At 34.3% G+C, this 18557-nt stretch carries 21 protein-coding genes; 11 read left to right on the top strand and 10 right to left on the bottom strand.

The genetic code is table 11. The annotated features are described in order from the left end of the window. The first annotated feature begins 74 nt into the window (after positions 1-74). Positions 75-1025, top strand: a complete 951-nt coding sequence (gene hslO / locus DESTER_RS05215; RefSeq protein ID WP_013638609.1) for an Hsp33 family molecular chaperone HslO — start codon at positions 75-77, stop codon at positions 1023-1025. Between the two features lie 45 nt (positions 1026-1070). Here hslO and acpP read toward each other — a convergent pair whose 3' ends face one another. Genes acpP through fbp form a run of 7 tightly spaced genes read right to left on the bottom strand, consistent with a single transcriptional unit; the run spans position 1071 to position 6901 of the window. Beyond that, positions 1071-1304 (bottom strand): acyl carrier protein, encoded by a 234-nt coding sequence (acpP, locus tag DESTER_RS05210; protein WP_013638608.1) that lies wholly within the window; start codon positions 1302-1304, stop codon positions 1071-1073. A gap of 54 nt (positions 1305-1358) precedes the next feature. Next, positions 1359-2084 (bottom strand): 3-oxoacyl-[acyl-carrier-protein] reductase, encoded by a 726-nt coding sequence (fabG, locus tag DESTER_RS05205; RefSeq protein WP_013638607.1) that lies wholly within the window; start codon positions 2082-2084, stop codon positions 1359-1361. 20 nt (positions 2085-2104) lie between these two features. Next, the gene (locus DESTER_RS05200; RefSeq protein WP_041737450.1) at positions 2105-2590 is read right to left on the bottom strand and encodes a DUF2391 family protein; all 486 of its coding nucleotides are present in this window, start codon (positions 2588-2590) and stop codon (positions 2105-2107) included. A 7-nt stretch (positions 2591-2597) separates the two neighbouring features. Further along, the gene (gene sixA, locus DESTER_RS05195; protein ID WP_013638605.1) at positions 2598-3086 is read right to left on the bottom strand and encodes a phosphohistidine phosphatase SixA; all 489 of its coding nucleotides are present in this window, start codon (positions 3084-3086) and stop codon (positions 2598-2600) included. Beyond that, positions 3065-5107, bottom strand: a complete 2043-nt coding sequence (ppk1, locus tag DESTER_RS05190) for a polyphosphate kinase 1 (RefSeq protein ID WP_013638604.1) — start codon at positions 5105-5107, stop codon at positions 3065-3067. The genes sixA and ppk1 overlap by 22 nt, the downstream gene beginning before the upstream one ends. Further along, on the bottom strand, positions 5094-5963 hold the full coding sequence (locus DESTER_RS05185) for a Ppx/GppA phosphatase family protein (RefSeq protein ID WP_013638603.1): 870 nt from the start codon (positions 5961-5963) through the stop codon (positions 5094-5096). The genes ppk1 and DESTER_RS05185 overlap by 14 nt, the downstream gene beginning before the upstream one ends. A gap of 2 nt (positions 5964-5965) precedes the next feature. Then, positions 5966-6901: a class 1 fructose-bisphosphatase gene (gene fbp, locus DESTER_RS05180; RefSeq protein ID WP_013638602.1), complete on the bottom strand. Its 936-nt coding sequence runs from the start codon at positions 6899-6901 to the stop codon at positions 5966-5968. Positions 6902-7086: 185 nt separating this feature from the next. On the opposite strand from fbp, the gene DESTER_RS05175 reads away from it, so the two are divergent. From DESTER_RS05175 to DESTER_RS05165, 3 genes are all read left to right on the top strand, one after another. Beyond that, the gene (locus DESTER_RS05175) at positions 7087-7740 is read left to right on the top strand and encodes a DUF2155 domain-containing protein (protein ID WP_013638601.1); all 654 of its coding nucleotides are present in this window, start codon (positions 7087-7089) and stop codon (positions 7738-7740) included. Positions 7741-7878: 138 nt separating this feature from the next. Next, positions 7879-8283 carry a CBS domain-containing protein gene (locus DESTER_RS05170; protein ID WP_013638600.1) on the top strand — a complete coding sequence of 135 codons (405 nt, stop codon included), beginning with the start codon at positions 7879-7881 and terminating at the stop codon, positions 8281-8283. An 8-nt stretch (positions 8284-8291) separates the two neighbouring features. After that, a complete protein-coding gene (locus DESTER_RS05165) occupies positions 8292-9026 on the top strand; it encodes a segregation and condensation protein A (RefSeq protein ID WP_013638599.1) in 735 nt (244 codons plus the stop codon). Here the strand turns inward: DESTER_RS05165 and DESTER_RS05160 are convergent. Next, a complete protein-coding gene (locus DESTER_RS05160) occupies positions 8970-10688 on the bottom strand; it encodes a lytic transglycosylase domain-containing protein (RefSeq protein ID WP_169308667.1) in 1719 nt (572 codons plus the stop codon). The genes DESTER_RS05165 and DESTER_RS05160 overlap by 57 nt on opposite strands. 44 nt (positions 10689-10732) lie before the next feature. On the opposite strand from DESTER_RS05160, the gene tgt reads away from it, so the two are divergent. Then, the gene (tgt, locus tag DESTER_RS05155; RefSeq protein WP_013638597.1) at positions 10733-11833 is read left to right on the top strand and encodes a tRNA guanosine(34) transglycosylase Tgt; all 1101 of its coding nucleotides are present in this window, start codon (positions 10733-10735) and stop codon (positions 11831-11833) included. On the opposite strand, the gene DESTER_RS05150 is transcribed toward tgt, so the two are convergent. After that, complete coding sequence (locus DESTER_RS05150) at positions 11822-12763, bottom strand: RluA family pseudouridine synthase (protein ID WP_013638596.1); 942 nt, start codon at positions 12761-12763, stop codon at positions 11822-11824. The genes tgt and DESTER_RS05150 overlap by 12 nt on opposite strands. Positions 12764-12847: 84 nt before the next feature. On the opposite strand from DESTER_RS05150, the gene DESTER_RS08190 reads away from it, so the two are divergent. Together DESTER_RS08190 and mutS are read left to right on the top strand one after the other, a co-directional pair. Beyond that, entirely contained in the window at positions 12848-13024 is a 177-nt protein-coding gene (locus DESTER_RS08190; protein WP_013638595.1) for a DNA gyrase inhibitor YacG, read from the top strand. Beyond that, complete coding sequence (gene mutS, locus DESTER_RS05145; protein WP_013638594.1) at positions 12996-15524, top strand: DNA mismatch repair protein MutS; 2529 nt, start codon at positions 12996-12998, stop codon at positions 15522-15524. Before DESTER_RS08190 ends, mutS begins: the two co-directional genes overlap by 29 nt. A 37-nt stretch (positions 15525-15561) precedes the next feature. Here the strand turns inward: mutS and DESTER_RS05140 are convergent, their stop codons facing one another. Then, entirely contained in the window at positions 15562-16536 is a 975-nt protein-coding gene (locus DESTER_RS05140) for an IS5-like element ISDeth1 family transposase (RefSeq protein WP_013638593.1), read from the bottom strand. Positions 16537-16628: 92 nt separating this feature from the next. On the opposite strand from DESTER_RS05140, the gene DESTER_RS05135 reads away from it, so the two are divergent. Genes DESTER_RS05135 through DESTER_RS05120 form a run of 4 tightly spaced genes read left to right on the top strand, consistent with a single transcriptional unit; the run spans position 16629 to position 18551 of the window. Next, on the top strand, positions 16629-17216 hold the full coding sequence (locus DESTER_RS05135; RefSeq protein ID WP_013638592.1) for a 50S ribosomal protein L25: 588 nt from the start codon (positions 16629-16631) through the stop codon (positions 17214-17216). Further along, positions 17213-17782, top strand: coding sequence for an aminoacyl-tRNA hydrolase (pth, locus tag DESTER_RS05130; protein ID WP_013638591.1), 570 nt, complete (start codon positions 17213-17215; stop codon positions 17780-17782). The genes DESTER_RS05135 and pth overlap by 4 nt, the downstream gene beginning before the upstream one ends. Positions 17783-17793: 11 nt before the next feature. Continuing rightward, complete coding sequence (rpsF, locus tag DESTER_RS05125) at positions 17794-18174, top strand: 30S ribosomal protein S6 (protein ID WP_013638590.1); 381 nt, start codon at positions 17794-17796, stop codon at positions 18172-18174. Beyond that, the gene (locus tag DESTER_RS05120; RefSeq protein WP_013638589.1) at positions 18174-18551 is read left to right on the top strand and encodes a single-stranded DNA-binding protein; all 378 of its coding nucleotides are present in this window, start codon (positions 18174-18176) and stop codon (positions 18549-18551) included. The genes rpsF and DESTER_RS05120 overlap by 1 nt, the downstream gene beginning before the upstream one ends. Positions 18552-18557: the final 6 nt, after the last annotated feature.

The following is an 18557-nucleotide window of genomic DNA, read 5'->3' as shown; positions in this document are numbered from 1 at the left end:
TACCTGCAAACTTTCAAGTGCGGTCTCTTCCTCTCCCTGACGGAAGGGGTCTCCAACCGCAAGGAGGAAAAAAGATGAAAGAGATTAACTCTCAGGTAAAAGATGATCTCAAGAATTATTTCCAGGATAGAGACTACGGAGTAGTAGCAGTTCCAAAAGAAGATGCTATTAGAGCTCTTGTTGTAAAGACAACAAACTTATGTGAGATTGCAAGACTTAGACACAAAACATCTCCTATTGCTACCGCCGTCTTAGGAAGAGCTCTAACAGGAGCTATTTTATTAACATCTCTACTAAAACACGGAACAGAACAAAGAATTCTTTTGAAGATTGAAGGAGATGGACCTATAGGTCTTGTTGTTGCCGAAGCAAATGCAAAAGGAGAGGTAAGAGGATTTGTTCAAAATCCTAATGTTCCAACCTTTACAAAGAAAGTAAACGGAACTAAGAAGTTTGATATAGCAAAAGCAGTTGGAAAAGGAACGTTAACTGTTGTGAAAGACTTTGGTTTTGGAACGCCCTATGAAAGTACAGTTCCCTTAGTTTCTGGAGAAATTGCTGAAGATATTGCTTATTATTTATTGAAATCTGAACAAATTCCTTCTGCTGTTTCTTTGGGTGTTCTAGTTGGAGAAACAGGTAAAGTCGAAGCTGCCGGAGGTTTCCTTGCGCAACCTTTACCTGGTGTAACAGAAGAAGCAATTTCAAGACTTGAGGAAAATGTAAAGAAGATGCCACCTATAAGCACTTTAGTAAAGAATGGCAAAAGACCCGAAGATATTGTAGAAATGTTATTTGAAGGATTTACTCCAAACTTACTTGCTCTAAAAGAGCTCTCTTTTAAGTGTAAGTGTTCAAAAGAAGTGGCAGAAGGAGGTATATTAGTGTTTCCTGAGGACGAAATAGAAGCACTCATTAAAGAGGGAGGAGTTAGTATAAAATGCAACTTTTGTAATGAGGAATACTTCTTCAATAAGGAAGAATTAGAAAAGATACTTGAAGAAAGAAAAAAGAATACAAATTAAATTGCATTAAAGTATAGAGTTTGCCCCCTTAGGGGGCAAAAAGACTTAAAGATGTTTTTGAATGTAATCGATAGCATCACCTACTGTTTGGATCTTTTCGGCATCTTCATCAGGAATTTCAATACCGAATTCCTCTTCAAGAGCCATAACTAACTCTACAGTATCAAGAGAATCTGCTCCCAAGTCCTCAATGAATGAAGCCTCTGGAGTTACTTCGTCTGGATCAACTCCAAGTCTATCTGCTACGATTTCCTTAACTTTTTGTTCGATGTTTTCCATCTTCAAAACCTCCTTTTTCTTTATTTAGCTAAGTGTGGAATTATAGTCAAACCTTTAGAAAAGTCCACCGTTAACATGAATAACTGTTCCGGTAATATAAGAAGCCATATCTGACGCAAGGAAAAGACAGACATCTGCAATTTCTCGTGGATTTCCTTCTCTTTTAAGAGGAATTGACTTTATAAGTTCTTGCTTAATCTTCTCTGGAATTTTTTCTGTCATATCTGTGGTTATATATCCAGGAGCTATACAGTTCACTCTTATTCCTCTACTTCCTAACTCTTTTGCAAGAGATTTTGTAAATCCAACAAGAGCAGATTTTGTGGCAGAGTAGTTAACCTGTCCTATGTTTCCTGTAAAGCCTACAACTGAAGAAATGTTAATTATGTTGCCAGCTTTCTTCTTTATCATTGCTGGAACAACAGCTCTTGTAACGTTATAAACTCCGTTGAGATTTGTATCAATAACGCTATCCCAATCTTCATCTTTCATTCTTAAGAAAAGAGTATCTTTAGTTATTCCTGCATTATTAATAAGAACATCTAGCTGCCCTTCTTTTTCAAGGATTTCAGCAACTACTTTTTTAACTTCTTCTCTGTCAGTAACGTTCATCTTAACACCGTTAACACCGATTTCTTCTGCAACGTTTTTTGTCCTTTCTTCATTAGTTCCTGTAATATAGACAGTTGCTCCAACTTCTTTAAATCTTTCAGCTATTGCTCTTCCTATTCCGCGAGTACCTCCTGTTACAAGAACAACTTTACCTTTCAACTCTTCCATCTTTCCTCCTTCTTCTTAAACTATTTTGCTGCATCAAGTCCAATACTACCTATAACCGAAAAAAGTGTAACAAGAATCACAGTTTTTATAAACCAGTCAGTGTTATCAATGATACCTGGATAAATTCCTAAAACTAAAAGCGAGATAGCAGAAACAGTTAAAGAAATAAAAAAACTTGTAACTAATCTTAAAGGAAGAAATCCTGCAAGATTTTGAACTTTCCAGTTTCCAAGATTTGAATAGTTAATAAAAATGAAAAGCCCAAAGATTATTAAAATCAAAAGAATAAAAGCATGAAGCTTTGACATGGCTTTTGAAATTTCCCATATGTCAGCATTTGCAGCAAACGGAAAAGCTAAGATAATTGCACCTGCTATTTCTTGAATGAAATCATTAAAATTGAAACGTTTCTTTTTGTTTTCGATATTTTCTGCTACTTTAGAAATCTTTTTATCTAAGGATATGAGCTCTTTTTCTATCTTTTCTATGTCTCTCTTTTCCAACATCTTTCCATTATAAATTCAAAATAGTTTTTGGATTGTAGAAACCAAAAAGTGAAAATTTATTCTTCTTTTCTAAAATTTCAGCTACTGCCCCTTTTTTAAAAGCTATTCTATTAGGACTTATACAGGTTAGTTCATTAAGAAAAAGACTTAAATCTGGTTCATGTCCAACAAGAATGAGATTTCCTTTGTGTTTTCTTATTACTTTCATGTAACTTTGAGGTTCAGCATCGGGCAAGAGTTTATTTTCAATAATGACTTCTTTTCCTAAAGTTCTTGCTAAAATCTTTGCAGTTTCTAAAGCTCTATCACATGGACTTGAAATGATAGTTACTTTCTGTGGGAGGATATCTAAAAGCCATTTTGAAAAAGCTTTAAATTCCTTTATTCCTTTTTCGGTAAGAGGTCTTTTACAATCGTCTCCTTCCCAATTTTCTCTTTTTTCGGCTTTTCCATGTCTAACAAGAAAAATTTTCCTTACTTTATCTGTCTTACCCATTTTTCAAAGTACTCCTGTGAATTAAAGTTTCTTTCCTTTGGTCTGATATAGCTACCATCTGGCATTAAAATTCTTGCTTTTGCAGTATCTCTTAACTGGATTTCAAGAATATCTCTTAATTTCCTCTTTAGTTGGAAATTTTCTATAGGTACAAGCGTTTCTATTCTTCTATGAAAGTTTCTTGGCATCCAGTCAGCACTGCTTATAAAGATTTTTTCTTCACCATCAGCTTTAAAGTAGAAGATTCTTGCATGTTCTAAATACTTACCAACTATGCTGATTACTCTTATGTTTTCACTTACTCCTTTAATTCCAGGCCTCAGGCAACAAATACCTCTAACTATTAGATCTATTTTCACTCCTTCTTGAGAAGCTTTGTAGAGAGCTCTTATCACATCTGGATCAACAAGGGAATTCATCTTTGCAATTATTCTTCCTTCTTTGCCTAGAGTTGCTTCTTCTTCTATCATTTCTAAAATCTTTGACTTTAAGTTTACTGGAGAGATAAAGAGTTTACTAAGATTGGGAGGATGAAAGTAACCTGTAAGAACATTAAAAATCTTTGAAACATCTTCTCCGATTCCCGGTAAAGAAGTCAAGTAACTTATATCTGAGTAAATTTTTGCTGTTTCAACGTTATAGTTTCCGGTACCTAAGTGGACGTATCTTTTTATTCCGTTTTCTTCTCTTCTTACAATCATTAAAAGTTTGGCATGTGTTTTAAGACCTGGAATTCCGTAGATTACGTGTACTCCTTCTTCTTCAAGTCTCTTTGCCCAAACTATATTACTTTCTTCGTCAAAACGTGCTTTTATTTCAACAACAGCTGTTACTTCCTTTCCTTTTTGAGCAGCTTTACTTAAAGCTTCAACTATAGGAGAATTCCTTCCTACTCTATAAAGAGTTTGTTTTATCGCAAGAACGTTAGGATCCTCTGCAGCTTCCTCAATTAGCTCAACAATAGGATCAAAGGATTCATAAGGAGGGAAAAGAATAAATTCGTGACTTTTTAATGCATTAAAGATGTCAATGTTAAATTGAGGTGGATAATAAGGAACATAGGGAGGAAACTTTAAATCAGGTCTATCTATCTCTTTGTAAAGACTCCATAAATCAGAAAGATTAAGAGGCACTTCTAATTTATAAATGTCGTAGTCTTTTATTTCTAGTTCATCTTTTAAGAAATTGAAAATAAATTCTGATCCTCCATTTATTTCCAATCTAACCGGCTTTCCAAATCTCCTTTTTCTAAGCCCTTTTTCTATTTCTTCAAGGAGATCATCAGCTTCATCTTCTTGGATGATGATATCGGCATCTCTGGTTACTCTAAAAGTTGCAATGCTCCTAATCTCTTGGTTAGGAAATAGTTTTCTAATGTGGTGAATTATTAAGTCTTCAAGATAAAGATAATGTTCTTCTTTTTCCTTCTCTTTCAGTCTTATAAATCTTGGAAGGACTTTAGGAATAGGAATTACGCCAAACTTTAAATCCTCAGATATCATTTCAACAATTATGTTGAAGCTAAGAGAAGGAAGGTGGGGAAAGGGATGAGTAAGGTCAACTGCAAGAGGGGTTAAAACAGGGTAAACAAATTCTTCAAAGTACTTATCAGCCTTTTTTTTCAAATTTTTAGGTAGTTCAGAATATTTATGGATGTAGATACTTTCTTTTTTTAGTTCGGAAGTAAGTTTTTTATACTGAAGTTCTGTTTCCTTTAGGAGTTGTTTGGTCTTTTGAGTTATCCTTTTGAGCTGTTCTTTGGGAGTTAAACCATCAAAAGAAGGTTTGTTAATATTGGCAGAAACCATCTGTTTAAGACCAGCAACTCTTATCATGAAAAATTCGTCAAGATTGGTAAAGAAAATAGCAATAAACTTTAACCTTTCTAAAAGAGGATTATTTAAGTCTTCAGCTTCTTCTAAAACTCTTCTATTAAACTCAAGCCAACTGAGCTCCCTGTTTATGTAGAGTTTTGGATTGTTAAGATTTATTCCTTTTTCTTTCTCTTTAACAGATTCCATCTTCAACTACCCTTTTATAAACTATTCCCTCTCTTATTCCAAACTTGGAAATAACGAGCTCTTTCACTTTAAATATATCCATAAGCTCCAGTACAACTACTGAAGCAACTGCGACTGTTTTAGCTCTTTCTATAGAAATTCCAAAGCTCTCCATAATTTCGATAGGTTTCATCCTCTTGATTTTTTCTACTACTTCTTTTAGCTGCTTTCTCTTAAAGCGTCTTCTTCCTAATATTTTCCTTAAAGGTCTTATACTTCCTCCAACTCCTATGAGAATTTCACTTTCAAAGTTTTCAAAATCGTAGGGATTTACATAGTCTCGAACCATTCTTCTTATACCTATTTCATCTTTTATTAATCCGTTTTTAACAAAGTCTTTAAAAGATAGTGTTCCAAGTGGATAACTCCTACATGAGTTTGGTTTTGATTCAACAATATCACATATTTCTAAACTTCCACCTCCAATATCAAAAAAAAGACCCTTTTTCACTTTTACATCTAAAAGAGCTCCCAGGGAAGAATAGTAAGCCTCTTCCTCCCCCGAGAGCACTTCGATATCAAAGTATTTTCTTAGTCTATCTATAACCTCTTTACTGTTTTGAGCAATTCGCAAAACATAGGTTGCAAAAGCTATGGTGCAGTCAGGCTGGAGCTCTTCAACTTTTTCCCTAAAGTCTTTAAGAATCAGCTCAAGCTTTAAAACTCCTTCTTCTGAAAGTTCTTTATCTTTTAGGTAGTTTAAAAGCCTTGCGTAGAGAGAATCAGAAAAAATTTTTTCTAACTTTTTTCCTTTTACTTTATAAACAACAAGCTTAATGGTATTTGAACCTATATCAATAACAGCTATCTTTTTCACGACTATTCCTCTTTCATGAATTCAAGACACTTTTCAACTTCCCACTTACTGCCAATTATGACAGGTACTCTCTGATGAAGGCTTTGTGGAACGATGTCAAGTATTCTTTCTTTTCCAGTAGTACCGATACCCCCTGCCTGCTCTATGAGAAAAGACATAGGACTTGCTTCATATAGGAGTCTTAGTTTTCCGTTTGTATTCTTCTTATCTGCTGGATAGATAAATATTCCTCCCTTAAAAAGAGTTCTATGAACATCTGCGACCATTGAACCGACATATCTAAGAGTGTATTTCTCTTCTTTTAGATATTCTGTAAATTTCTTAAGTCCTTTACTTGTCCACTTATTTTTGTTAGCTTCATTGATTGAGTAAATTTTTCCTTTTTCTGGTAGTTTGATTTCGGGATGAGAAAGAAGGAAATTTCCAGATTCTATATCAAGTGTAAATCCAACTACTCCTTTCCCAAGAGACATTACAAGCATTGTGCTAGGGCCATAAATAACATATCCTGCTGCAAGTTGTTCTTTTCCTGGCTTTTTAACAGAGTCTTTATGAATAGAAAAAATTGTTCCTATACTAACGTTAACATCAATGTTTGAAGACCCATCAAGCGGATCAAATGCAACTGCATAACCTGAATTAGAAAAAACTATACATTCTTCTAATTCTTCTGATGCAACCTGAGAAGCCTTGCCACAGTTTTTTAAACTTTCAAGAAGTATTTCATTAGCAAGTTCATCAAGCTTTTGAACTTCTTCTCCTTGAATGTTTGTCTTACCAGCACTTCCAAGAATATTCAAAAGGCCTGCCTTTCTAACTTTTCCAGAAATTTCTTTAGTTGCAGAAGCAATTTCGTTTAAAAGAAGGATTAGATCATCATCAAGATGTGGAATTTCCTTTTTTACAGAAAAAAGATATGTGGTGAACGGAACTGCCATTGTACCCTCCTAAGAAAAAGTTTTTCCTAAATTTTATCACTATCTTTCTATTGTTAAAGTTTTTATTCTCTAATTCTATTAGAAAATTTCTATAAAAAGACAATTTGAAGTTTAGAAAAACATGTAGCTTATCAAAAAAACATTTGATAGAATTAGTAAAAATTCTATAAGTAAAGGAGAGTGCGATGAAGAAAGGATTAACTTTATTAACTCTTCTCCTTTCAGCAACTGTAGCTTTTTCAAGTTGCGGAAAGAAAGAGGAAGAACAAAGCAAAGTTGAAAACAAAGCTCCTAAACCACTTACTGAACTTGCTCAAGAAAATAAAGGACCACACGGCCAAATGCCTCCAGGACACCCTCCTATGGAAGGCTTACCTGAAGGACATCCTCCTATAAATAACATGCCTCCAGGTCATCCTGGCCATTCGTCTAATAACTTAGAAAAAGAACTTGCAGCAATGCACCCAGGAAAAAATATGACGAAGATCGACAAACCAATTAAAATACCTGAAGAAGTTATAAAAACTTGGAAGTATGCAACTATTGAAGTAGTTGATAAAACCACAGGAAAAGTCGTAAAGAAAGAAAAAGTTACAAAAGATTCAGATGTTAAGTTTCAAGATCTTGAAATAAAGGTTCTTTACATTGTTCCTCATCTTGTTTACGATCAGCAGTATACTTCTGGTTCAAATGAACCTAACAATCCTGCTGTTATTGTTGAAGTTAAGTCTAATGGAAAAGTAATCTATGCAGGTCCTATCTATCAAAAGTTTCCTACAATGTACAACATAAAACATCCTAAGTATGAATTAAAGCTTGTTGCTATATCAAAAAGTTAAAAAATTTTTTTATCTTTCTTCCTAAATCCCCCAATGGGGGATTTCATTTTTTCTTTTTATCTCGTTTTTCCTTTTCCCCTTCCTATGTAAGAAGAAAGTTCTTAATTTAAGAATTAGAACATTAAAAGGGAGGGAGTCATGCCCGTTAAAGATCTTATTCAGCGAAAAGTTGTTACTATCGAACCTGAAGACAGTGTAATGCTTGCTGCTCAAAGAATGAAAGATAAAATGGTCGGAAGTCTTGTCATTTTAGATGGTGATAAACCAGCTGGAATCATTACAGACAGAGACATAGCAATAAGAGTTGTTGGAACGGGAAAGACCCCTAAAACTCTTGTAAAAGAGGTAATGACAAAAGATCCTATAACTATAAGAGAAGATGCATCATTTTTTGAGCTTACGAAAGCTTTTAGAGATGCTGCAGTCAGAAGATTAATTGTTGTTGATAAAAATGGTAAACTAATAGGACTTATTTCTATCGATGATGTTTTAGAGCTCCTGACAACCGAATTTGCAAATCTTATAGCTGCCATAAGAGGGTAGAGCCATAGATGAACTTAAGAGTAGAAACTCCAGTATTTGAAGGGCCTCTGGATCTTTTAATTTATTTGATAAGGAAAAGGGAAGTTAGCATTTACGACATTCCGATTGCAGAAATTACAGAAGAGTTCCTTAACTACATCCACAGTATGCAGGAACTGAATATTCCTCTTGCTTCTGAATTCTTATTAATGGCTGCTACCTTAGCAAAAATAAAGTCAGAAGTACTTATACCTCGGGAAGAAGAGGAAGATCCTCGTAAAACGATTGTTCAGATAATAGAAGAGTACTTGAAGTCAAAAAAAGCTGCAAAGGAATTAGAAAAACTTGAAGAAAAAGCTTCAAGATACTTTACAAATGATCCGTCCGATTTGGTTTTCCAATTCCAAGAAAAGATAAAAATTGCTAACACAGTAGAGGATCTAAAGAAAGCATTTGAAAATCTTTTAACGAAAGATTTTCAACCAAAGATTAAAGTAGGAATAAACCTATCTAGCGAAGCGTTTAAGGTTTCATTAAAAATAGAAGAAATTAAAGCTTTAATGAAAGAAAAGTATTTGATTCCTTTTTCTAAATTTGTAAAAAAGAGCTCTTCTAAACTTGAGTTAATAACCTACTTTCTTGCTGTATTAGAACTTTCTAAGTTAGGAGAAATTTCCACCTTTACAGATGGAGAAGAGATATTTATTTCAAGGCTTTTTAAGATTAACTTCGGTAACATTCATCTTATGGAAGTTTTTGAGTGACTTTTCTTTTTGAAAAAGACTCCACCTTCCATCGTTATAGAGATAGTTATAGAAGAAATAATTAGTTAATACCTTTTTTACATAACCTCTTGTTTCTGCAAAAGGAATATAAAAATCTACAAAAATTACTAAGTCGTAAGGAGTTTTTATAGTTCCAAATCTTTTTAAGGCTTTCTTTATTCGTGTTGGACCTGCATTATAAGAAGCAGCTGCAAGAGGGAAAAGCTTAAACTGCTTTATAAGTTCACTAATGTAAAAAGAACCAAATTCGTAATTTACTTTCGGTTTAAAAAGATCGGTAACTTTAAAGTCCTTTACTTTAAGTTTTTGGGCTATGTACTTTCCAGTAAACGGCATTATCTGCATTAAACCTATGGCACCTGATCTTGAAAGAGCAAACTGATCAAATAAACTTTCTTGCCTTGCAAGGGAAAGGGATATTAAGTCATTTTCAAAAATGGGATGCTTAGGATAAAGTATGTGGAGAAGATAAGGATACTTTTCTAACTTTTTTCGATAGAAAGTAGCTTCTTTAATTGCTTTTTTATAATCACCACAAAGATGGTGAGCAAGAGCAACAGAAGGCGATTTTTTATTAATGAAACTGATTACATCACATCTTCCTCTTTTATAAAGATACTTAATTCCTTCCTCATCTATAAATTCTACTCTTGGTAGTGATTTGGCTGAAAGCTTTATGCTATTTGAATTAAGAAGTAGAGAATAAAAATTAGGAACATTGTTATTAAAACTTTCTTTTTTTCCGTAAAACTTCCTCAAGAGAGCAACTTTCCAAGCCTTATATTTTTTACCTTGAAGATTAGATAGTTTCAAGAGAGCTCTCTTTATTTTTCCGTTTAAAACGAGATATTTAACTTGATATTCATTAAAAAGTTCCTTATCAAAATCTTTCACGATTTTTAAAGTTTTTCTGAAAAAACTTTTGTCACTATATAGAAATCTATCAAGAAGATAGATAGATAGATTCTTTTTTAAGTATGCTGGAATGTTAGAATCCATTGCTTTTTTAAAGTAGAAAAACTTTTCAGCAGAGGAATCTGAAAGGTGAGTTAAATAGAAGAACTTTTTAGGCTGAGAGGAAAGAATAAATTCCTTTTTTGCTAATTCTTTTTTTCTTTGCTTCATGTAAAGGATTCCCTTTAAGAGATGATAAAACTCCTTTCCTTTTAAGTAGTCAAGGTAAATTTCTGCAATTTCAAAATTTCTTTTCCCAAGAGCAATTTCTATTTTTTTCTTCAAAACTTTAGGAGCAAAGAGATATTCTGTATTTCCACTATTTAGCGTAAGTATCCACTCGTCAAGGTCGTTAGTTTTAGAAAAAACTAATTTGAAAATCTTTCTTGCAATTTTTTCGTCTCCTACCTTTTTATAAGCAATAGCTTTTTCTACTGCAGCATAAGGATTTTTAGGAATTTCTTTTATTTTAGTTAGCTCTTTAAACTGCTTTTTTTCAAAACAAGAGTTAGTAAAAAGCAAAAGTGCAAGTTCTTTGAGTTCTGTACTTTTAAATTCTCTATAAAACTGAAGAGAGCAAAGCTCTTTGGAAGAGCTAAGGGCTTTTAGAAAAGCTTTAGCTTGCTCCTTAGAAAGAGCAAACGAGTTTGATATAGATGCAAAGAAAAGTAAAAGTATAATTACCACAACATTTTTCATATCGTTAAAATTATAACCTTTTTGGAGAAGATATGGAGTTTAAAGTTTTAGCTACAGATGGCAAAGCAAGATATGGAAAGCTCAAGGGAACACATGGAGAAACAGAAACTCCTTGTTTTATGCCTGTAGGTACCTTAGGAGCTGTTAAAGGGGTTACTTGGAATGAAATCTCTGAAATGGGTTACTCTCTTGTTCTATCTAATGTTTATCACCTTTACTTAAGACCTGGAATAGAAGTTATTGAAAAAGCAGGAGGTCTTCACAGGTTTGTTAACTGGAATGGTTTAATACTAACAGATAGTGGTGGTTTTCAAGTATTTAGTCTTGGCAAGCTCATGAAGATTTCTGAAGAAGGCATTTACTTTAAGTCTCATATAGACGGTTCTGAACATTTCTTTTCTCCTGAGTTGGTTGTTGAATTAGAGGAAAAAATGGGAGTTGACATTGGTATGGTTCTTGATGAGTGTACTCCTTATCCTGCAACTTATGAGTATGCAAAACATTCTATGGAGAGAACTGTAAGGTGGGCATTAAGAAGTATTAAAGCAAGAACGACAGATAAAACTGCAATTTTTGGAATTGTTCAAGGTGGAACTTATGATGACTTAAGACTAAAGTGTGTAGAACTCTTAAAAGGACTACCATTTGAAGGATTTGCTATAGGAGGACTAAGCGTAGGCGAACCCAAAGAGGAAATGTACAGAATTACAAAGCTCGTAGCCCCTACTCTTCCAGAGGAAAAACCTCGATATTTAATGGGAGTTGGAAAGCCTGAAGATATCATAGAAGCGGTTGAGGCTGGAGTTGACATGTTTGACTGCGTAATTCCAACAAGAAATGCAAGAAATGGAACTTTATTTACATCAAGAGGAAAAGTAAACATAAAGAGTGCTAAATACAAAAATGACTTTTCACCATTAGATCCAGAATGTGATTGCTATACATGTAGAAACTTTACAAAAGCTTATCTAAGACATCTTTACGTTTCAAAAGAAATAAACTCTGCCATACTCAATACCATTCATAATCTCTACTTTTATAACAGACTTATGAAAAAGATGAGAGAAGCAATAAAGAATGGAGAGTTTCAAGAGTTTAAAAAGGAATTTTTTTCAAAGTACTTAACTTTTTAAGAAATCAAGAACTTTTTTCATATTTTCGGGAAGATCTATTTCAAATTCTATCCATTTTTCAGTTCTTGGATGTTTAAATCCAAGATAGTAAGCGCAAAGAGCATGCATCCTCATTTCGTCAATTAGTCTTCTTAAAGTCTCATCTTTTATACGAGAAGGCTTATAACCATAAGTTTTGTCTCCAAGTAAAGGATGACCTATGTGGGACATGTGAACTCTAATCTGATGGGTTCTACCTGTTTCAAGCTTACATTTGATATCTGAAACGTTATGAGTTGGAAAACTTTCCAAAACCCAATAGTTTGTTATTGCTTCCTTTGGAGATGTAGTGTTTGGAGAAAACTTTTTCCTATCAAACTTGTCTCTTCCTATTGGGACAACTATTCGATCGTGCTGTTTTTCGAAAATACCAAGAACAAGAGCTCTATAAAACCTTCCAACCGTCCTTCTTTTAAACTGTTCTATAAGTGACTGTTGAGCTAAGTCATTCTTAGCTACAACTAAAAGTCCTGCCGTGTCTTTATCTAGTCTATGAACGATTCCTGGCCTCAAAGTTCCATTGATTCCTTGAAAGTCTTTGCAGTAATAAAGAAGTGCGTTTACAAGAGTACCTGAGTAATGTCCCGGAGCTGGATGAACCACAAGTCCTGCAGGTTTATTAATTACTATTACATCTTTATCCTCGTAAACTATGTCAAGAGGAATATTTTCAGGTTGCAAGTCCAAAGGAATTGGTTCAGGAATTTCAAAAGATACTGTCTCTCCTTCTTTAACCTTATAGGAAGGTTTTTTAACAATCCTTCCATTAATACTTACTTCACCATCTTCTATGAGATTTTTGGCCTGAGAACGTGAGATATCGGCAATAGAAGCTATAAACTGATCAAGTCTTTTTCCTTTCTTTTCACTATCAACTACAATTTCAGGCATTGCTTCTCCTTGCCAAGTTTTAAATCTTTAATTTAAGCTTTTGAAAGCTATATTTAATCCAAATCAACCTTAAAGGAGATATCTTTGAAGCAGATAAAATGTCCAAATTGTGGAAAAGAAACTACGTGGAAAGATAATCCTTATAGACCTTTTTGCAGTGAAAAGTGTAAGTTAGCAGACTTATCAAAATGGCTTAATGAAGAGTATACTCTTTTTTCGGAGGAGCCTGTAGTTGAAGAAGAAGCTGACTCCCGCTCTTAAGCAGTATTTAGAGTTAAAGGAAAAGTATAAGGATTCTATTTTAATGTTCCGAATGGGTGACTTTTATGAAATGTTTTTTGAAGATGCAGAAATTGCCGCAAAAGAGCTAGAAATTGCCTTAACTTCAAGGGCATTTGGAAAATCTTCAGAAAAAGCTCCAATGTGTGGAGTTCCCCATCACGCAGTTGAAAGCTACATAGGAAAACTTGTTAGGAAAGGTTACAAGGTCGCAATTTGCGAACAGTTGGAAGAACCTAAACCAGGAAAGAAGGTTGTTGATAGAGGTGTTGTAAGAGTCATTACTCCAGGAACTTACTTTGAAGATGAAAATGAAGATAGATTTTTACTTTCTATCTATCCAAATAAGAATAACTTTAGCATTGCTTGGACAGAACTCTCAACGGGTGACCTTTACTTTGCAACAGTCAATAGAGAGGACTTAAAATCAATTCTTTCAAAGTTTAAGCCAAAAGAAATTATCGTCCCTGAAGGTTTTTCAGGGTATAAAGTTATAAAAGAAGTACTTCCCGAAACTCTTATACAGGAAAAAGAAAAAGGATACTTTGAAGTAAAAGAAACGAACTCTCCTGAAGTAGAAAGTAAAAGTGAAAAGAGAGCTCTTTCAGGACTTTTAGAGTTCATTGAAGAGACACAACTAGATTTTACTCCCAAAATAAAACCACCTAAAAGATACACCGGTGAAAAATACATCTATCTTGATCCGCAAACTCAAAAAAATCTTGAACTAATTGAACCAATAGCTGGAAAACTTGAAAGTGCTTCTCTTTTTGGTGTCTTGAACAAAACAAAGACGGGAATGGGAAGAAGACTTTTAAAGTTTTGGATTTTGCATCCATTAAAAGATAAAAAAGAAATTGAGGAAAGACTAGATGCTGTAGAAGAGTTAAAAGATAGCTTCTTTGTGGCAGACGAAATTTTAGAACTCCTTTCAAAAGTCTACGATATAGAAAGGCTTCTTTCAAAAATAACTTCTGGAATAGCTTCTCCCAGGGACTTAGCTTCTTTTAGAAATTCCTTAGGAGTACTACCGGATCTAAAAAAACTTTTAGCAGACTTCAAATCCTCTTTACTTTCTCAAATTTACAAAAATTTTGATGATCTATACGATATTTACTGTGAACTTGAAAGGGTTCTTGTTGAAAATCCACCCTTTACTTCAAGAGAAGGAGGATTAATCAAAGAGGGAGTAAATCCGGAACTTGACGAGTTAAGAAGAATAAAAAATGAAGGAGAAAAGATTCTTAAGGAAATAGAGGAAAGAGAAAGAAAAAGAACAGGTATTTCGAGTCTGAAAATAGGTTTTAACAACGTTTTTGGTTATTACATAGAAGTATCAAAGGCAAATCTTCATCTTGTTCCTGAAAATTACATTAGAAGGCAGACTCTTGTAAATGCAGAAAGATTTATCACACCAGAACTTAAAGAGTTTGAGGAAAAAATTCTTTCAGCTCAAGAAAGGATAGAAAAAATAGAGTATCAGCTTTTTGTTGAGCTTAGAAAGTTTGTTTCAAAAAATGCAGATAGAATTTCAAAAACTGCAGAAAAAATTGCTACGATTGATGTTCTTCTTTCTTTTTCAAAAATAGCAAACGAAAGAGGGTATACAAAACCGAGAGTAACAGAAGGTTATTCTATAAAAATAAAGAATGGAAAACATCCAGTTTTAGAAAAATTCTTGGAAGAAGATTTTATTCCCAATGATACAGAATTAACGGAAAAAGAGTTTATTTTAATAGTTACCGGTCCCAACATGGGAGGAAAATCTGTCTTTTTACGCCAGACCGCTCTTATAACTATCATGGCACAGATTGGTTCCTTTGTCCCTGCAGAAGAAGCAGAAATCGGAATAGTTGATAGAATCTTTTCAAGAGTAGGTGCTGCTGATAATTTAAGCAAAGGACTATCTACTTTTATGATGGAAATGGTTGAAACTGCAAATATACTTCAAAATGCAGGAAAAAGAAGTCTTATAATACTTGATGAAATAGGAAGAGGAACAAGTACCTATGACGGAATGAGCATAGCTAAAGCTGTTGTGGAATACATTTCTGGAAAAGTTGGAGCTAAAACACTTTTTGCAACCCACTATCATGAACTTACAGAACTAGAAGGAAAAGTTAAAGGAGTAAAAAACTTTCATGTTACGGTTGAAGAAATAGATGAAAAAATAGTTTTTACTCACAAAGTTCTTCCAGGAGCTTCTGAAAAATCTTATGGAATTCATGTTGCAGAGCTTGCAGGTCTTCCGAAAGAAGTCATAGACAGAGCAAAAGAGATTCTCTATCAGCTTGAAAGAGGAGGCAAAGAGCTCCCACTCCTAAGACTTGCAGAAGAGAAAGAAACTTCTTGGAGTATAGGACTTGAAGAAAAGTTAATAAAAGAACTAGAAGCAATAGAAATTTCAACAACTACCCCTTTAGAAGCTCTCATGATACTTTCAAGGCTAAAGGAAATTGTAAAAACAATAAAGAAAAAGTAATATTAATTTTTTTGGCTTCTAATTTTTTAAAATTTCTCTAAACCCCTGAGAGTGTTTGAAAAATCATCCAGACAAAGAACAAAACTCCCATGTTAAAGAGGATAAACTTAGCTAAAACAAACAGTTGAGCTATATGAAAGCTCTTTGTTTTCTCGTAACTTCCAACATCCTGCTTAACTTCTCCAAAAATACTCTCTATCAGTCCTCTAAACCTGTAAATTTCATCAGATTCTAAAAGCTCTTTGCATTTAAGCCTAATCTCAGATTTAATTCCCTTCCTTAATGTTTCTCTCACCTTTATGTAAGGCTTTAAGCCTGCTAACAGAACAAGCTCAATAAACTTAATGCTGTCATAAGCTTTGTCTCCTAAAAATGGCTTTCCTTTCAAAGCTCTCCATATAAATCCCCTTTCGTTTAACCACCTAACTATTTTCTCTCCAAGTTTCACTTCCGAAGCGTAACTCTCTCCAGGTAATGCAGTAAGAATGAACCTTTTTCCATCTTTTAGATGAACGCTTAATACAACAACTTTAACGTGGCTTTTTACCTCCTTTATCTCTTTGCCTCTTAGAATTTTCAATGGATAAATCTCATTGTATTTGAAGCCAGTTCCATCTATTATCAGAAATCTTAGTTCTTTATGATACTTCCCTAAGAGTCTTCGAGAGACAAAGTTCAGAAAATCTACAAGGAGAATGGAAGGTAGTTGCTTGAGTCGGTAATAATAGGTTGAAAAATCAGGAATATTCTCTCTTCCAAATATCTGAACTGCCAAATATTCAAGGTCTCTGAATGATAGGTTCCAGGCTACTTGGAGGAAAAGAAGGGTAAGAATTATCTCGTCAGGGTATTTCTTGGGTCTTCCTCTTTTGGTTTTAAAAGGATATAAATATACCAGTACAGCCTGTCCTCTCCGGTTCATGTATGTTTTTGATAGGTTGAGTACTTTGTGGAAATTTAGTCTTTTCGCTTTCATACCGGAGAGGATAGGCTTTTTTCTTAATTTTGGCAATTTTCAAACACCCTCCCTAAACCCCTTGACAAATTCTCATTCTGAATGTAAATATTGCCTGCTTTCCCGCAAAACTAAAATAGGAGGTAAGTATGAAAACAGTAAGCTTGAAAGCTACCCGAAGAGAAAAGACAGGAAAAGGGGTAGCAAGAAAACTGCGCAGGGAAGGCCTTCTACCAGCCGTTATTTACGGTGGTGGAAGACCAGAGGCAACACACATAGCCATTCCTGCCAGTGAAGTAAGAAAGATTAAGCACCATCACGGTCTTGTTAAGTTAGACCTTGATGGTGAAGAGAGAATTTGTATTCTCAAGGACATCCAGTACAACTGGCTGGGTGATGTACCTATCCACGTTGACTTCCAAGAAGTCAAGTTCGGAGAAACTATTACAACAGTTGTTGAACTTGAGTTTGTTGGAACACCAATAGGTGTATCTGAAGAAGGTGGTGTTCTTGAAATCATGAAAAGAGAAATTGAAATTGAAACTCTTCCAAGAGCTATTCCTGAAAAAATTGTAGTTGATATTTCCAACCTTCATGCAGGAGATGCTCTTCACGTAGGAGAGATTTCTGTTCCTGAAGGAATTAAAATTGTAGATAACCCTGAAGAAACTGTAGTTGTAGTTGCTGAACCTGAAGAAACTACAACAGAAGAATCTGAAGAGACTGGAGAAGAATGATAAGATTGATTGTAGGGCTTGGTAATCCTGGAAAGAAATACGAGAAAACCAGGCACAATGTAGGCTGGATGGTTTTAGACCGTTTAGCTGAAGTGCTTGGTACAGATTTTTCAAAGGAGAAGTTTAAAGGAAAGATTGCTGAGCTAAGGAATGATGATGGTAAGAAAATTTTTCTCCTAAAGCCAATTACGTATATGAACCTTAGTGGGGAAAGTGTTGGAGAACTTGCAAAGTTTTACAAGATAAAACCAGAGGAAACCTTAGTAATTTACGATGATCTTGACCTTCCCTTAGGAAAGCTTCGTCTGAGATTAAAAGGAAGCAGTGGTGGCCATAAAGGAGTGGCTTCTATAGAGCAGTGCTTTGGAAGTCAAAACTTTTCGAGACTACGAATAGGAATAGGAAGACCTCAAACAAAAGAGGAAGTTGTTAATTATGTGCTATCTCCCTTTAGAGAAGATGAATTAGAAGCTTTGGGTAAAGCAATAGATAAAGCAGTTAGTTGTTTGAAAGAGGTTATCAAAAAGGGAGATATCGACAACAAAATCATGAGTAAATGTAATTAATGGAGGTTGAAATGAGAGAATACTACTATGAGATGGTTTATATACTTAGACCAACCATGTCTGATGAAGAAATTGAGAAAGGAATAGAAAAAGTTAACTCATACGTTGAAAGATACAATGGAGAAGTTCTTCACATTGATAAATGGGGAAGAAGAGAGTTAGCTTATCCAATTAATGACTACGATAGAGGATACTACGTTTTAGAGTACATTAAAACAAACGATAGGGATTTTGTTAAAAATATGGAGAACTTCTTTAGAATTAATGAAGATGTAATTAGATTTTTAACTTTTAGATTAAAGCCATCTGAGGTCAAGGAACTTAAAGAAAAACTTGGAGCAAAAGCTGAAACCGCTCCAGCTGCTGCCGAAGAGTCTAAGGGAGAAGAGTAATGGCTAACCTCAATAAAGTATTTCTTATTGGAAGATTAGTTGCTGATCCTCAACTATCTCATACTAATACTGGAACGCCTTTTACAAGGTTTAGAATAGCAGTTAATAATCCCTATAGAGACAGAAGTGGTAATTGGCAGGAAGATACGCTATTTATTGACATTGTTTTGTGGGGAGATGCAGCTGACAGAGCTGTAAGTAGATTCAGTAAGGGATCTAGAGTCCTTGTAGAAGGAAGATTAAGACAATCTAACTGGGAAACAGAAGAAGGTGAAAAACGTTCAAGAATTGAAGTAAGAGCAGATAGAGTAGTTGGACTTGATCCCAGAAGAGAACAAAACGAAACCTTAGATGAAATCGACGATATTGAATTTTAAGGAGGT

It is taken from the genome of Desulfurobacterium thermolithotrophum DSM 11699 (assembly GCF_000191045.1).
Taxonomy (GTDB): Bacteria; Aquificota; Aquificia; order Desulfurobacteriales; family Desulfurobacteriaceae; genus Desulfurobacterium; species Desulfurobacterium thermolithotrophum.
The sequence above is the reverse complement of the archived record's forward strand: the minus strand, read 5'-3'. Positions and strand labels throughout refer to the sequence as shown.